Here is a 15,255-nt window from a genome sequence, read left to right on the forward strand (position 1 = left end):
CCATGGGCTAGGCCGTGGGGGCTTCTTCCGGACACGGGTTCGGCCGTTGCTGCACGGAGGGGGACGGCGACTGGGAGCGGGGCGCGCGGGCGGTTGCCAGGACGGAGCCGCCGAGGATCAGCGCGAAGGACGCGATGATCGTCCCGGTCAGCGGTTCGCTCAGGAACGCAACGCCCGCAACAACGGCGACGGCCGGGTTGACGTAGGTGAACACCATTCCCCTGGACGTCCCGACCTCGCGGATCAGCTCGAAAAAGACGATGAACGCCAGCGCCGTGCAGATCAGGCCGAGGCCGACGAGCGCCGCCATCACGCGGCCGCTCGGCATCTCGTCCGGCCAGGTGGCGGCCGCGGGACCGGCGTAGACGACGGCGGCGATGGCGAGCGCGAACGCGGCCAGTTGCAGGCTCGGGAGGTCCCGCAGCCGGCGCGTCGTGATCATCGGGGCGACGGCGTAGCCGACCGCGACCAGCATGACCTCGCCGATCGCCCACCCGCTGCCGCCGCCGAGATGCGGCCCGGCCAGGACGCCGACGCCGACCAGGCCGATCAGCAGCCCGGCCCAGCGCAGCACGCCGAGCCGCTCCGCGTCGCCGGTGAGCCTGGCGAGCACCACGGCGATGATCGGGACGGCGGCGATCAGCAGCCCGGTCATGGAGCTGGTCAGCCGGTTCTCGGCGTCCGAGAGCAGCGCCCACGGGCCGAGGATCTCCACCGCCGTGAACGCCAGCAGCGGACGCCAGTGGCGGCGCACCACGTCCAGCCGTCCGGCGCGGATCGCGAGCGGCAGCAGGACGATGGCGCCGAGCGCGGTCCGCGCGAAGACCACCATGGGCACCGAGACGCCCTCGACGGCCACTTTGATCATCAGGTAGGGGATGCCCCACAGCACGCTCATCAGCGCGAACAGCGCCCAGCCGCGGCGACTCATACCGACCTCCGTTTCCCCGTTCCGTCCGCGGCGGGTGGCCTCGCGGACAGGTTCAGGATGCGCGGCGCGGCCCGCCGCCGTCTTGAACGCTGTTGCGGTACGCGCCCGGCGTGACGCCCACCACGCGCCGGAACCAGCGGGTCAGATGCGCCTGGTCGGCGAACCCGACGAGGGTCGCGGCCTCGGCGGGACGGTGCCCGGCGTCCAGCAGCGCGCGGGCCCGCGTCACCCGGTGCTGGGCGAGCCACGCGTACGGCGGCATGCCGACGACGTCGCGGAACGTCCGCAACAACTGGTAGCGGGACATCTCCAGGTCGGCGGCGACCTCGGCGAGCGTCGGCGGGGCGGTCACCTCGCCCGACAGCCGCTCCGCGACGGAACGCGCGATCCGCCGCGCGTCGGCGCCGCGCCGCCCCGGGTCCTCCGCCGGACGCCCCTGCCTCGCATGCCGCCGGACGAGCGCGCCGAGCACTCCGAGCAGGCGGGTCTCGCCCTCGAGCGGATCCTCGCCGAGCCGCAGCGCGCGATGGGCGAGCCGCAACTCCTCGCCGAGCCGGAGGTCACCGATGATCGGCTCCCGGAAGTGCGGCCACAGCGGTGACGGGTCCGGGTGGTCCGTCAGCACGGCGCCCAGCAACTCCGGATCGGGGTAGACGCACAGATAGGCGAACCCGTCCTCCCTCGCCGGACCACCGGTATGCGCCTCGCCCGGCTCGATCACCACGACGCTCCCGGCCCCGGAGTAGACGCGCTCCCCGCGGTAGCGCATCGTTTCCAGCCCGTCGACCGTCACCCCGATCGCATACTGATCATGAATATGCGGCGCGTAGTGCCGCCGCCCGATCCGAGCCGTCAACAGATCGAGCGGCCCCCCTTGAACCCCGCCAACCCGAGTCCAGACAACCCGATCCCGCTCCCCCTGCCGCCCCACACCGTCCCCCCGCCGCCCGACACCGTCCCCCCGCCGCCCGACACCGTCCCCCCGCCGCCCGACACCGTCCCCCCGCCGCCCGACACCGTCCCCTCGCCGCCCAAGAACAAGGTCACGCCCGGCGCCCGCGCCACCGCCGACACCGCGATCGTCACCAGGCACAGTGCGGGCATTCTCACCAACGGCGCCACCGCTGTCGGACACGCTCCCGACGTACTCAGAAACGCCGTCAGCGGGCGCCGACACAGCGCGGGCGTCCCCGGCGAGAGCGCTTCCGCTGCTTCCGGAGATGGGCCCAGTGTTGGCGGGTATAGCGCGGGCGCTGTCAGGCACCGCCGTAGGGCTGTCGGGCTTGGCGTCGGTGGTCGGGACGCTGGGCGGGATGGTGGGTGCCGCGCCAGTGTTGGCGGGTGCGGTGTCGGGAGAAAGGTTGGGGGTGGTACTGGGTTTGGCGGGCATGGGGCGGGTGGGATCGTCAGGCGGAGAAGATGTGCCGGAGCCGCCAGCGATCCTCGTCACGGCCGAGCTCCGCGACCGCCACGCCTTCGGCACCCGTGATGCGGACGCGGTAGACCCGGCCCTCCTGGGGCGTTCCGTAGGTCTTCAGTACCTCTTGCACGGCGTAGCGCGCTCCGCGCCACTCGTACGCGGTGAGCCGTCCCGCCTGGTCGTGCTCGGCGCGCACCGGCTCGTTCAGCAAGTGCCCCATGCGGGGAGCGTAGCACGCATTCGAACTGATGTTCGCAGGTGGCGGGCCTGTTCGAGGCGTGCATGTCCGTGCTCGCAAGGCCTCGCGCGCAGGTGTCTTTCCGCGTCGCCGGGCGTGGCGTGGCGATCGATTTCATGCGGACACTACGCGCCATGTAGAGGTAACGGCGGAGACCTCCTTCCTCATCCCGTGCGCCCCCTGCGGTTCCCGGTGCGATCTGGCCCTTTCGCGGGGAAGGAACCAGGCGCGAGAGCCAAGGGGGGAACATGATCAATGGGGCACACGTCATCATCTACAGCCGCGACGCCGAGGCGGACCGCGCGTTCATCCGGGATGTCCTCGGCTTCCCGAACGTCGACGCGGGCCAGGGCTGGCTGATCTTCAAGCTGCCGCCGGCCGAGGTGGCCGCCCACCCCACCGAGGGCGAACCGCGGCACGAGTTCTACCTCATGTGCGACGACATCCAGACCACGCTCGAAGGACTGGGCGCCCGCGGCGTCCAGGTCGACGTCCCGATCACCGAGCAGAGCTGGGGACTGCTCACGGCGATCCGGCTGCCGAGTGGCGGCGAACTCCCGATCTACCAACCCCGCCACCCGGTGGCGAAGGACCTCTAGAGAGAGTTATCCACAGCTGGGGATTCCCTTCGCGCACACCTCCATCCCCCTGTCGACCGGCGTTACAGAGGCCCGCGTCCACAGTGGATTCCCCAGAACAACCGGGCTTTTCGGCGTCCGGGCGGCGGATCGCGCGCCATCTCGTCCATCATCCGCGCCCACTCGCCGCCACGCACGGATTCCACAACCTGTGGATAACTTCTGTGCACACCCTGGGCACAGGCGCCCGCCGCCGCGTCCACCATTCTTCCCCAGGTTGCCCCCAGCCCCCTCGACGACTTGTCCACGTCGTGGAAAACCTGCTGACCAGTCGAAAGACAGCCTCCGCCGGACGGTTGCCCACACCACGTACACACACTGTGGACGGACGGCCTCCACACCCCGACCGTCCCGGTGGATAACGCTGCCCACCAACCATCCCCAGCCACGTCCCCAACCAGCGACGTTCATCCACAACGGTGCACGTCCCGCATGCGGCTCACGTCCTGTGGCATGCCGCGAGGCGCGAGCGCGCGTTCCACAGACGCCACCACGCTCACCACTTCTCGGACGGGCCGGACGTGTCGTTGAGCCCAATGGATATCGCGGAGCGGAAGAATGACGGCGTCCACCTGATCAAGGTCGCGCCAAGCGGACCGCCCACCGACAAGAGGGCACCCAACCCGGGAATCCGTTTTCCACAGACTGTGGAAAACGGATGAGGAGAGTGGCTCAACCGGCGAGCCTCAGGCGAGCCCGCGGCGGGGGCTGAAAGCAAAAGACCCCTGGTCGGTGCCCGGCAAGGGGCTGGGGAGTGGTGGCCGAGGCTGGCCTGGATCGCGGCGAGGACTCAGCCAGGTCCCAGCCGATGGGCGCATCCTTCTACGGCTCCGTCTCCCGCTACCGCTGCCAGATGGCGGCGAGGACCGCGACGGTGACGGCGCCCAAGGCCACCCAGGCGAACCAGAACAGCCAGAGCCACCATGCGGGGGCGAGCAGAATCGTGGCTACGGCGACGGCCGCGAGGGATGCGAGGGTGGCTGTGACGAGGGTGGCGACGGACCGCTGGTGGTCCATGTCAGGGTCCTTCGCTGATGGGGCAGCTTCGTACGCCGCCCTGTTCCAGGTCGGCAGCGGCAAAAAAGAAGCGGGACGATCGGAAGATCGTCCCGCGGAATTCCACAGAGGGAGGGTGTCTGTTCTTCGGTCTCGGCCCCGGAAGGGGCCTGACTGGGTGGGCCTAGGAGGACTTGAACCTCCGGCCTCATCCTTATCAGGGATGCGCTCTAACCGACTGAGCTATAGGCCCGGGTTGTGCCGCTGTACTGGGCGGCGCAACGAGAGGTTACCCCATCCTGCCGGGCAACCGGAAATCGATTACTCGGCCTCCTTGAGGGTCACTTCGACGCCGCCGACGAGGTCGGCGGCGAGGTTGTAGATGACCGAGCCGACCGTGGAGAGGGCGGTGATGAGAAGGACGTTCAGCGCGCCCACGAGGACGGTGTAGCCGAAGACGCGGAAGAAGGAGAACCAGCTGCCCGCGTCGACGCTGCCGGTGGTCTCGCCCTGCTCCTTGGTGAGGCTGTTGATGGTGTCGCTGATGGCGTCGAACACGCCGAGCCCGGACAGGATCGTGTACAGGACGATCACCGCGACCAGCAGCACGACGAAGCAGACCAGCGACATCACGAAGCTGAACTTCATCACCGACCACGGTTCGAGCCGGGCGAGCTGCAGTTGCGCCTTGCGCGCGGGCTTGCCGGAGACCGCGGGTTTGGACGAGGTCTTGGCCGGCGCGACGGTGGTGGAGGACGGACGGTCCTTGAGGATCGTGCCCGCGAAACCCTTGCGGTTGGTTCCCCCGGAGCCACCCGAGCCGGAAGAACCGGACGAGGACGGCGAGGACGAAGGGGTGAACGGCTTGCTCGGCGACTCCGAACGCCCGGAGGAGACCGAACCAGACGGCTCCGTGGGCCTGGACCAGCCGGACGACCCGGACGACCCGGACCCGGGCCCCGACGACCGGGGCCCGGGCGGGGACGGCGTGCTCTTCGGCGGCGCGCCCGCTCCCGAATCGTCCTTCGGAGGCTCGGCGGTGTCCTTGATGGGGGCGATCTCCGGAGTGTCGGACGGCTTGGCCTGGTCGTCCGCGACCTGGGAGAGGTCGCTCCGGGTCTCGTCCGTGCCGGAGGAGCCGATGTCGACGGTCGTCTCGTCCCGGCCGGACGGCGAGGACGCGGCGGACACCGTCTTCCCCGACCGGCCCGGCTTGGACCTGCCCGGCTTCGCTCCGGACTTCCCGGCGGAGCGCCCGGACTTCCCGGCCGAGCCCGTCCCGGAGCCCGATCCGGAGCCGCCGCCGGGCGCGCCCGTGCCGGGCCCGTCCTCGTTCTTGCCGGGCTCGGTGCTCACGTGTCCTCCTGGCCTAGCGGATCGGGGACGTCGTCGCGCTCATCACGCACCTTCGCCCCCTTCGGCTTCTTCCGAGTCCTCCATGGACTCTACGTTCCTCGCGATGGCCACCACGCTGTCCCCGTCCGCGAGGTTCATTAGACGGACGCCCATGGTCTGCCTGCCGGATTGCTTGATCTCCGCCGCTGTGGTGCGGATCACTCCGCCGTTCGACGTCATCGCGAAGACCTCGTCGTCGTGGCCCACCATCAGAGCCCCTACCAACATCCCGCGAGATTCCACGATCTTAGCGGTGAGGACGCCCTTACCCCCACGACCTTGCAGCGGGTACTGGTCGACGGGGGTCCGCTTGGCATAGCCCCCCTCGGTCGCGACCAGGACATCCTGGGACGAATCCTGCGCGACCAGCATGTTCAGGACTTCCTGGTCCTCCTCGAAGCGCATGCCGATCACGCCGGACGTGGCGCGTCCCATCGGGCGGAGCGACTCGTCGTCGGCGCGGAACCGGATCGCCTGCGCCCCGGTCGACACCATCAGCAGGTCGTCGTCGGCGGACACCAGCCGGGCCGCGATGACCTCGTCGTCGTCGACCAGGTTGATCGCGATGATGCCGCCGGTGCGCGGCGAGTCGAAGTCGCGGAGCGCGGTCTTCTTGACCCGGCCCTTCTTCGTGCCGATCACCAGGTAGGGCGCGACGTCGTAGTCGCGCAGGTCCATGACCTGGGCGATGTGCTCGTCCGGCTGGAAGGCCAGCAGGTTCGCGACGTGCTGGCCGCGCGAGTCGCGGCCGGAGTCGGGCAGCTCGTACGCCTTCGCGCGGTAGACGCGGCCCTTGTTCGTGAAGAACAGGATCCAGTGGTGCGTCGTCGTGACGAAGAACTGGTCGACGATGTCGTCCTGCTTGAGCTGCGCGCCGCGGACGCCCTTGCCGCCGCGCCGCTGCGCCCGATACAGGTCGGTGCGGGTCCGCTTGGCGTAGCCGCCGCGGGTGATCGTGACGACGACGTCCTCTTCGGCGATGAGGTCCTCGTAGGAGACGTCACCGTCGAACGGGATGATCTGGGTGCGCCGCTCGTCGCCGAACTTCTCGACGATCGGGGCCAGCTCGTCGCCGACGATCTGCCGCTGCCGCTCGGGCGAGGCGAGGATGTCGTTGTAGTCGGCGATCTCCGCCATGAGCTTGTCGTACTCGTCGGTGATCTGCTGGCGCTCCAGGGCGGCGAGCTTGCGGAGCTGCATGTCGAGGATGGCCTGCGCCTGGACCTCGTCGATCTCCAGCAGGCTCATCAGGCCCTGCTGCGCCTCCTGCGCCGACGGCGACCGCCGGATCAGCGCGATGACCTCGTCGATCCGGTCGAGGGCCTTGAGCAGGGCGCGCAGGATGTGGGCGCGCTCCTCGGCCTTGCGGAGCAGGAACCGGGTGCGGCGGACGATGACTTCGATCTGGTGCGCGACCCAGTGCCGGACGAACTGGTCGATGCGCAGCGTGCGTGGCACGCCGTCGACCAGCGCGAGCATGTTCGCGCCGAACGTCTCCTGCAGCTGGGTGTGCTTGTACAGGTTGTTCAGGACGACCTTGGCGACCGCGTCCCGCTTGAGGACGATGACGAGCCGCTGCCCCGTCCGGCCGGACGTCTCGTCGCGGACGTCGGCGATCCCGTCGAGCTTGCCCTCCTTCACCCCTTCGGCAATCTTGAGGGCGAGGTTGTCCGGGTTGACCTGGTACGGAAGCTCGGTGACGACGAGGCAGGTGCGGCCCTGGATCTCCTCGACCTCGATGACGGCGCGCATCGTGATCGAGCCGCGGCCGGTGCGGTAGGCGTCCTCGATGCCCTTGCGGCCGACGATCAGCCCGGCGGTCGGGAAGTCGGGGCCCTTGACGCGCTCGATCAGCGCTTCGAGCAGCTCCTCGTCGGACGCGCCGTAGTTGTCGAGGTACCAGCGGACGCCGTCGGCGACCTCCCGCAGGTTGTGCGGCGGGATGTTCGTCGCCATCCCGACCGCGATGCCCGCGGACCCGTTAACCAGCAGGTTCGGGTACCGCGACGGCAGGACGTCGGGTTCCTGCGACCGGCCGTCGTAGTTGGGGGAGAAGTCGACGGTCTCTTTGTCGATGTCGCGGAGCAGCTCCATCGCCAGCGGCGCCATGCGGCACTCGGTGTACCGCATGGCGGCGGCGGGGTCGTTGCCGCGGGAGCCGAAGTTCCCGTTGCCGTCGACCAGCGGGTACCGCATCGACCAGGGCTGCGCGAGCCTGACCAGGGCGTCGTAGATGGCGGAGTCGCCGTGCGGGTGGTAGTTCCCCATGACGTCGCCGACGACGCGGGCGCACTTGAAGTAACCGCGGTCGGGCCGGTAGCCGCCGTCGTACATCGCGTACAGGACGCGGCGGTGGACGGGCTTGAGGCCGTCGCGGACCTCCGGCAGCGCGCGCGCGACGATGACCGACATCGCGTAGTCGAGATAGCTCTTCTGCATCTCGACCTGGATGTCGACCGGTTCGATCCGTTCGCCCGGGTGTCCGCCCTCGGTGGTCACGTCCGTCACTCTGAAGACCTTTTCTGCTCGGTGGGATGCGCGTGCGGTCGCCTCTGGGAGTCAGGCCGCCGGAGCGGGAGCCCGGGAGCCGCCGAGGCGGAGGCCCGCACGTCAGATGTCGAGGAAGCGCACGTCCTTGGCGTTGCGCTGGATGAACTCCCGGCGGGGCTCGACCTCCTCGCCCATGAGCACGCTGAACAGCTCGTCCGCCTGGGCGGCGTCGTCGAGCTGCACCTGCAGCAGGACCCGGTTGTCGGGGTCCATCGTGGTGTCCCACAGCTCGTTGGCGTTCATCTCGCCGAGGCCCTTGAAGCGCTGCACCAGGTCGCGCGGACGGGGGTCGCGCTTGCCCGCGGCGACCCCGGCCTCGATGATCGCGTCCCGCTCGGCGTCGGAGTAGGCGTAGTCGGCCTCGGTGCCCCGGGCATCCCACTTGATCTTGTAGAGCGGCGGCTGGGACAGGTACACGTGGCCGGCCTCGATCAGCGGCTTCATGAACCGGAACAGCAGCGTGAGCAGGAGCGTGTTGATGTGGTGGCCGTCGACGTCGGCGTCCGACATCAGGATGATCTTGTGGTAGCGCAGCTTGGTGATGTCGAACTCGTCGTGCACGCCGGTGCCCAGCGCGGTGATGATCGCCTGGACCTCGTTGTTCTTGAGGATCTTGTCGATCCTGGCCTTCTCCACGTTGAGGATCTTGCCGCGGATCGGCAGGATCGCCTGGAAGTGCGGGTTGCGGCCGCCCTTCGCCGAGCCGCCCGCCGAGTCGCCCTCGACGATGTACAGCTCCGACTTGCTCGGGTCGGTGGACTGGCAGTCCGACAGCTTGCCCGGCAGCGACGTGGACTCGAGCAGGCTCTTGCGGCGGGTCAGGTCGCGCGCCTGCCGCGCCGCCACCCGCGCCCGCGCGGCCTGCGACGCCTTGTTGATGATCTCCTTGGCCTCGCCCGGGTTCTCCTCGAACCAGTCGCGCAGGTGCTCGTTGCACGCCTTCTGGACGAACGACTTCGCCTCGGTGTTGCCGAGCTTCGTCTTCGTCTGGCCCTCGAACTGCGGGTCGGCCAGCTTGATCGAGATGATCGCGGTGAGGCCCTCGCGGACGTCCTCGCCGGTGAGGTTGTCGTCCTTGTCACGCAGCAGGCCCTTGTCGCGGGCGTACCGGTTGACGATCGTGGTCAGCGCCGCGCGGAACCCCTCCTCGTGGGTGCCGCCCTCCGCCGTGTTGATCGTGTTCGCGAACGTGTGGACGGACTCGGCGTAGGACGAGTTCCACTGCATGGCGATCTCGATCGACATGCCCTTGGTGTCGTCCTCGAAGTAGACGACCGACTCGTGGACGGCGTCCTTGCGCGCGTTGATGTAGCGGACGAAGTCCTCGATGCCGCCCTCGTAGTGGTAGCGGACGACGTGGGGCTCGCCGTTGGCGTGGTCGGGGCGCTCGTCCCGCAGCGTGATCGCGAGGCCGCGGTTCAGGAACGCGTACTCCTGCATGCGGCGGGACAGGGTCTCGAAGTTCCACTCGGTGGTCTCGAAGATCTCCGCGTCCGGCCAGAAACTGATCAGGGTGCCGGTCTCGTCGGTCGGCTCGCCCTTCTGGAGCGCCGTCTCCGGCCCGCGCCACGTGTACGACTGGCGCCACACGTGGCCGTCGGTGCGGACCTCGGCCTCCATCCGGGTGGACAGCGCGTTCACCACGGCGGAGCCCACGCCGTGCAGCCCGCCCGAGACGGCGTAGGACTTGCCGTCGAACTTGCCGCCCGCGTGGAGCGTGGTGAGCACCAACTCGATTGCCGGGCGTTTCTCCACAGGATGCTCGCCGACGGGGATGCCACGCCCATTGTCGAGCACGCTCACGCCGCCGTCGGCCATCAACGTGACCACGATGTCGTCGGCGTAGCCCGCGAGGGCCTCGTCGACGGCGTTGTCCACGATCTCGTAGACGAGATGGTGCAGGCCGCGCTCACCGGTCGAGCCGATGTACATGCCGGGGCGCTTGCGAACCGCCTCAAGCCCTTCAAGGACGGTGATCGAACTAGCGTCGTACGCCAAAGGAAGATCCTCCTGCCGGGGATGTCTGCCGCTCCGCGCCCGAGGGAGGGCACGGTGTGCCCCGTAACACACATGAGAAGGCGCCCGCGTGCTCTGGTCATCGCATCGGTCAGAGCCCTGGGCACCCGTTGGCGGCGCAGCATCCTGAACCGATTTCATTCTACCGGGTCACACGGCGGAAAGTGGCACTGTCGAGCGCTGTGTGCGCGTGTGGCGGCCGATCGGACCTGGAGATGCATCCCCCCATAGGACCGGGGGTTTTATCTAGTCTACGTGCCGCTCGCCTACGTACCGCATACCGGCGCGTCCACCTCCGCACACCCTGTCCCAGATGCTCCCACCCCCTGCCGACACCGAACACCCTCCGCAGCGCCACTCGGCCCCGCCCCCGAGGTGACCCGCCCGCGAACCGCCGTGAATCCAGGCGGGGCAGGGTCAGCGGGCTCGCCAGGCGCCGGTGCGGCGGGGGCCTGAGGAAGGCCCCACCACCTTTACGCGGCGGACGGTCCCGTGGCCCAATTCTTCGTTCAGACGGCGGACGAGGGTGGACGACAGCAGGCGGAGCTGCGTCGCCCAGGTCGTCGAGTCGGCGGCGACGGTGAGCTCGCCGTCCTCGAAGTGCTCGGGACGGGTGTGCTCGGCGAGTTCGGCGCCGACGATGCCCGGCCAGTTGCCGAAGACGCCCCCGACCGCGGCACGCTGCTCCCAGCCGCGGGACGCCAGCAGCTCGTGGATGGCGGAGCCGAACGGCTTCGGGTCGCCGCCCCGGCCGGGCTCGCGCACCCGGCCGCCCCGTACGCCGCCCTTGCGCCTGGACTTCTGCCCGGGGACGGTGCCGCGCTTCATGGCGTCCGCCTTCGCCTGGGCGAGGGCCTCGCGGGCCAGCTCGATCCCCGACTTGGCGGGCGTCCCCTCGGGTGCGGGCGCGGGGGAGTTGTGCACATCCTGTGGATCGTCGTTCACGCTCTCACCCCTTCTCCGTCATCGCCTGGTCAGTCGCGGGTTATCCGGCCGTCGGAGACGGTATACGAACCCCCTGTCAATTCCGCCGGGACGTCGGCGGGCACGGCGGCGGTGATCAGGACCTGCTCGGCGGGCGCGACCATCTCGGCCAGGCGGCTGCGGCGCCCGGTGTCGAGTTCGGCGAACACGTCGTCCAGGATCAGGACGGGGTCGTCGCCGTCCGCGCGCAGCAGGTCGAACGCCGCGAGCCGCAGGCCGAGCGCGAACGACCAGGACTCGCCGTGGCTCGCGTAGCCGCGCGCCGGAAGCTCCCCCAGCCGCAGGACGAGCTCGTCCCGGTGCGGGCCGACGAGGCTGACCCCTCGCTCCAGCTCCTGTTTTCGCGACTCCCCCATCGCGGACAGCAGTTGCTCGCCGAGTTTTCCACGGTCTGTGGACAACTCGGCGTCCCCGAGCGAGCTCTTGTAGTTCAGGTCGGCCGCGTCGCCCGCCGGAGCCAGGTCGGCGTAGGCGCGGGCGACGAGCGGGCGGAGCGCCTCGACGAGGTCGAGCCGGGCGGCGAGGAGCTCGGAGCCGGTGCGCGCGAGGTGGGAGTCCCAGACGTCCAGGGTCGCGAGCACCTCCGCGCCGGGGGAGCGCCGGTGCGCCGCCGCCGACTTCAGCAGGGCGTTGCGCTGCTTGAGGACGCGGTCGTAGTCGGAGCGGACGCCCGCGAAGCGGGGGGCCCTGGCGGTCAGGAGCTCGTCCATGAAGCGGCGCCGCTCCCCCGGGTCGCCCTTCACGAGGGAGAGGTCCTCCGGGGCGAACAGGACCGTCCGCAGCATGCCGAGGATCTCGCGCGGCCGGGGGACGGGGGACCGGTTGAGCCGTGCCCGGTTCGCCCGGCCGGGGTTGATCTCCAGCTCGATCAGCGCCTTGCGGTCGTCCTTGACGATCCCGGCGCGGACGATCGCGCGCGGCGCGCCGTGCCGGACGAGCGGCGCGTCCGTCGCGGCCCGGTGGCTGCCGTGCGAGGCGACGTAGCCGATGGCCTCGACCAGGTTCGTCTTGCCCTGCCCGTTCGGGCCCACGAACGCGGTGACCCCCGGCCCGAGCGCGACCTCGGCGGCCGGGTACGAGCGGAAGTCCTGCAAGGAGAGGTGGGCGACGTGCACGAGACACGAGCGTAGAGCCTCCAGCATCCACAGAACCCACCCGGCCGACGAGCGCCACCGGTCCGCGAGCCGAGTCGCGCGCGGACGGCGTGCCGAGCGGGCGACCATCGTCGTGCGTCCCATGTCTCCTCCACGGTCGCGGTGCCGCGAACATCCGCGAGACGCGCGAACGCCCCGCGGCGGACGGGCCCGCGGGGCGTTCTGGCAGCTCGCGGGCCGGTCCGATCCCCAGCATCGGGGACGTCGGCGGCCGCGCACAGCCCAAGCCGCAACTGTGGATAACTTCGCCCGGACGGCGATCCGCCCGGACGAACAGCTCAGACGGGGGGCGGGGTGACGTCGGCGCCAGGGGAGTCCGCGCCCACGGCGTCGACGGCCTCGACGGCGTGGCCGCCGAACTGCTGGCGGAGGGCGGCGACGACCCGCATCGCGGGGGAGTCGTCCTGCCGGGAGGCGAACCGCGCGAACAGGGACGCGGTGATGGCGGGCAGCGGGACGGCGTGCTCCACCGCGGCCTGCACCGTCCAGCGTCCCTCGCCGGAGTCGTTGGCGTAGCCGCGCAGGTCGTCCAGTTCCGGGTCGTCCGCGAGGGCCCGGTTCATCAGGTCCAGCAGCCAGGACCGGATGACCGTGCCCTCCTGCCAGCTCCGGAACGTCTCCGGAACCCTGGTGACCAGGTCGGACGCCTCGATCAGCTCGTAGCCCTCGCCGAACGCCTGCATCATGGCGTACTCGATGCCGTTGTGGACCATCTTCACGAAGTGCCCTGCACCGACCTTGCCCGAGTGGACGAATCCGTATTCGCCCTCCGGCTTGAGCGTCTCGAAGATGGGCATCAGGCGCTTCACGTTGGCCTCGTCCCCACCGACCATGAGCGCGTAGCCGTTCTCCAGGCCCCAGACACCGCCGCTCACACCGCAGTCGACGAAGCCGATGCCCTTGACGGCGAGCTCCTCGCCGTGCTTCTGGTCGTCCACATAGTGTGAATTACCGCCGTCGACGACGAGGTCGCCGGGCTGGAGAACTTCCCCCAGGCTGTGGATGGTCTCCTCGGTGGCCTTGCCCGCGGGCACCATCACCCACACGTTGCGGGGCGGGGCCAGGCGCTCCACCAGTTCCTCGACGGAACCGACGTCGCTGACGTTCGGATCGCGGTCATAGCCGACGATCGTGTGACCGCCGCGGCGCAACCGCTCGGCCATGTTGCCGCCCATCTTGCCCAGGCCGATGATCCCAAGCTCCATGCAAGCTCACTCTCCCCTGTGCGTCCTGTGCGTCGCGTCCTGTGCGTCATCGCACGCGCCGGTCCCGCGCGTGCGGGGCCGCGAGGGCGGCTCCCCCGCGGATCGTCGTCCCGCCCGCCGTCCTTACCCGGACAGCCGGACGGGCATGATCAGGTAACGGTAGTTGGGGTTCTCGCCGTCCTGCGGGGGCTTCCCGGTGAGGACGGCGGGCTTCGTCGGCGTGGTGAACGACAGCCGCGCCACGTCCGAGCCGATCGCGGACAGCCCGTCGAGCAGGAACGCCGGGTTGAACGCGATGTCGATGTCCTCGCCCTCCAGCGTCGCCTCCAGACCCTCTACGGCCTGGGCCTCGTCCCCCGTGCCGGCCTCCAGGACCACCTCGCCCTGGCTGAACGAGAGCCGTACGGGGGTGTTCCGCTCGGCGACGAGGGAGACGCGCTTGACCGCCTCGATGAACGGGGCCGTCTGCACCTCGGCGAGACCGGCGTACTCGCTCGGCAGCAGCGACCGGTACTTGACGAAGTCGCCGTCCAGGAGCCGGGACGTCGTCCGGCGCCCGCCGCCCTCGAAGCCGATCATTCCCTCGCCGGCGCCGCCCGTCCCGGCGAGGGCGATCGACACCTCGGCGCCCGCGGTCAGCGACTTGGCCGTGTCGGCGAGGGTCTTCGCCGGGACGAGCGCGACGGCGGAGAAGTCCGGCCGCTCCGGCTTCCAGTGCAGCTCGCGGACGGCCAGCCTGTACCGGTCCGTGGACGCCAGCGTGACGGTCTCGCCCTCGATCTCCACACGGACCCCGGTCAGCATGGGGATCGTGTCGTCCTTCCCAGCGGCGATGGCCACCTGGCTGACCGCGGCGGCGAACTCGTCACTGCCCACCGACCCCGCCGCGGGCGGCATCTCGGGCAGCGTGGGGTAGTCCTCCACAGGCATCGTGAGAAGTGTGAACTTCGCGCTGCCGCAACGGAGCATCACCTTGGCTCCGTCGGTCGTCACCTCCACAGGGTGGGGAGGAAGGCTTCGCGAGATCTCGGCGAGGAGACGTCCGGACACCAGCGCGGTACCGGCCTCCTCGACGTCGATGTCCGTGGACACCTGGGCGGAGACCTCGTAGTCGAACGCGGACAGCTTCAGCCGGTCGCTCTGCTCCTCACCCCCGGCGACGATGTGCATGCCCGCGAGGACCGGCACCGGGGGCCGGACCGGGAGCGTGCGCGCGGTCCAGGCGACGGCGTCGGCGAGGGCGTCTCTGTCGATGCGGAACTTCAAGGGGACCCGCCTCCTGCAGGTGTCGGACAAGGGTGAGGTGATCCGGCCTCGGCCCGGCGCTCGGAGCGGGTTGTCCCCAGGCCCTGACTTGAGGTGGATCTTTTTTTGAGTAGAGAACATGTGCAGTACTAGTAATAGGGGCGGTGGATAGTGTGGACAGACCTCGTTTTCCCAGGTGAGCCCACGTTTTTCTGTCCACCGGGGCTGTGTACCGAGGGTGGACGGCGCGACGCCGCCTGGGGACGGCGAAATCATCCCCACACGTCATCCTCATGTCATCCCCCGGTTTTCCACGAGTTCTCCACGGGTATGCCGTGGGTTTCGGCCGCCTGTGTACGGGGGACGGCGGATCGGGCCGTTCGCCCCCAGGTCCGTCCCCAAGCCGTCCACTGGTTTTCCCCAGGAGTGCGGGGCCCGTGCGCCGCGGGTCCACATCCGTCCACTCCTCATCCTCAGCTTTTC

General features: G+C 69.8%; 13 protein-coding genes and 1 tRNA gene. 1 reads left to right on the forward strand and 13 read right to left on the reverse strand.

Features of this window, described 5'->3' with window-relative positions; genetic code table 11:
• Positions 1 to 7: 7 nt before the first annotated feature.
• From FXF68_RS08930 to FXF68_RS08940, 4 genes are all read right to left on the reverse strand, one after another.
• Positions 8 to 931, reverse strand: coding sequence for a DMT family transporter (locus tag FXF68_RS08930; RefSeq protein WP_148758482.1), 924 nt, complete (start codon positions 929 to 931; stop codon positions 8 to 10).
• A gap of 52 nt (positions 932 to 983) precedes the next feature.
• A complete protein-coding gene (locus tag FXF68_RS43725) occupies positions 984 to 1,862 on the reverse strand; it encodes a helix-turn-helix transcriptional regulator (protein ID WP_281292177.1) in 879 nt (292 codons plus the stop codon).
• Positions 1,784 to 2,041, reverse strand: coding sequence for a hypothetical protein (locus FXF68_RS43730; protein ID WP_246178530.1), 258 nt, complete (start codon positions 2,039 to 2,041; stop codon positions 1,784 to 1,786). Before FXF68_RS43730 ends, FXF68_RS43725 begins: the two co-directional genes overlap by 79 nt.
• A 296-nt stretch (positions 2,042 to 2,337) precedes the next feature.
• Positions 2,338 to 2,571, reverse strand: a complete 234-nt coding sequence (locus FXF68_RS08940; protein ID WP_067905381.1) for a hypothetical protein — start codon at positions 2,569 to 2,571, stop codon at positions 2,338 to 2,340.
• Between the two features lie 266 nt (positions 2,572 to 2,837).
• On the opposite strand from FXF68_RS08940, the gene FXF68_RS08945 reads away from it, so the two are divergent.
• Positions 2,838 to 3,188 (forward strand): VOC family protein, encoded by a 351-nt coding sequence (locus tag FXF68_RS08945; protein ID WP_148758484.1) that lies wholly within the window; start codon positions 2,838 to 2,840, stop codon positions 3,186 to 3,188.
• 879 nt (positions 3,189 to 4,067) lie between these two features.
• On the opposite strand, the gene FXF68_RS42210 is transcribed toward FXF68_RS08945, so the two are convergent.
• The 9 genes from FXF68_RS42210 to dnaN all read right to left on the reverse strand — a co-directional run bounded on the left by FXF68_RS42210 (position 4,068) and on the right by dnaN (position 14,793).
• The gene (locus FXF68_RS42210; protein ID WP_187437819.1) at positions 4,068 to 4,244 is read right to left on the reverse strand and encodes a hypothetical protein; all 177 of its coding nucleotides are present in this window, start codon (positions 4,242 to 4,244) and stop codon (positions 4,068 to 4,070) included.
• A 158-nt stretch (positions 4,245 to 4,402) separates the two neighbouring features.
• Positions 4,403 to 4,476, reverse strand: a tRNA-Ile gene (locus FXF68_RS08950).
• Positions 4,477 to 4,544: 68 nt separating this feature from the next.
• Positions 4,545 to 5,579, reverse strand: coding sequence for a DUF3566 domain-containing protein (locus tag FXF68_RS43735; RefSeq protein ID WP_246178533.1), 1,035 nt, complete (start codon positions 5,577 to 5,579; stop codon positions 4,545 to 4,547).
• Between the two features lie 42 nt (positions 5,580 to 5,621).
• Entirely contained in the window at positions 5,622 to 8,126 is a 2,505-nt protein-coding gene (gene gyrA / locus FXF68_RS08960; protein WP_148758485.1) for a DNA gyrase subunit A, read from the reverse strand.
• A gap of 102 nt (positions 8,127 to 8,228) precedes the next feature.
• Entirely contained in the window at positions 8,229 to 10,166 is a 1,938-nt protein-coding gene (gene gyrB, locus FXF68_RS08965) for a DNA topoisomerase (ATP-hydrolyzing) subunit B (protein WP_148758486.1), read from the reverse strand.
• Between the two features lie 435 nt (positions 10,167 to 10,601).
• Entirely contained in the window at positions 10,602 to 11,129 is a 528-nt protein-coding gene (locus tag FXF68_RS08970) for a DciA family protein (protein ID WP_246178534.1), read from the reverse strand.
• A 29-nt stretch (positions 11,130 to 11,158) separates the two neighbouring features.
• Positions 11,159 to 12,283: a DNA replication/repair protein RecF gene (gene recF, locus FXF68_RS08975; protein WP_148759322.1), complete on the reverse strand. Its 1,125-nt coding sequence runs from the start codon at positions 12,281 to 12,283 to the stop codon at positions 11,159 to 11,161.
• Between the two features lie 317 nt (positions 12,284 to 12,600).
• The gene (gene gnd / locus FXF68_RS08980) at positions 12,601 to 13,527 is read right to left on the reverse strand and encodes a phosphogluconate dehydrogenase (NAD(+)-dependent, decarboxylating) (protein WP_148758487.1); all 927 of its coding nucleotides are present in this window, start codon (positions 13,525 to 13,527) and stop codon (positions 12,601 to 12,603) included.
• A 123-nt stretch (positions 13,528 to 13,650) separates the two neighbouring features.
• Positions 13,651 to 14,793: a DNA polymerase III subunit beta gene (gene dnaN / locus FXF68_RS08985; RefSeq protein ID WP_148758488.1), complete on the reverse strand. Its 1,143-nt coding sequence runs from the start codon at positions 14,791 to 14,793 to the stop codon at positions 13,651 to 13,653.
• Positions 14,794 to 15,255 lie beyond the last annotated feature (462 nt).

Source organism: Actinomadura decatromicini (genome assembly GCF_008121305.1).
In the GTDB taxonomy this organism is placed as follows: Bacteria; Actinomycetota; Actinomycetes; order Streptosporangiales; family Streptosporangiaceae; genus Spirillospora; species Spirillospora syzygii.

Bases quoted from the DNA above. Each gene is read 5' to 3' on its own strand.
- FXF68_RS08930 (WP_148758482.1), bottom strand. From the start codon at position 931: ATGAGTCGCCGCGGCTGGGCGCTGTTCGCGCTGATGAGCGTGCTGTGG.
- FXF68_RS08940 (WP_067905381.1), bottom strand. From the start codon at position 2,571: ATGGGGCACTTGCTGAACGAGCCGGTGCGCGCCGAGCACGACCAGGCG.
- FXF68_RS08945 (WP_148758484.1), top strand. From the start codon at position 2,838: ATGATCAATGGGGCACACGTCATCATCTACAGCCGCGACGCCGAGGCG.
- FXF68_RS42210 (WP_187437819.1), bottom strand. From the start codon at position 4,244: ATGGACCACCAGCGGTCCGTCGCCACCCTCGTCACAGCCACCCTCGCA.
- gnd (WP_148758487.1), bottom strand. From the start codon at position 13,527: ATGGAGCTTGGGATCATCGGCCTGGGCAAGATGGGCGGCAACATGGCC.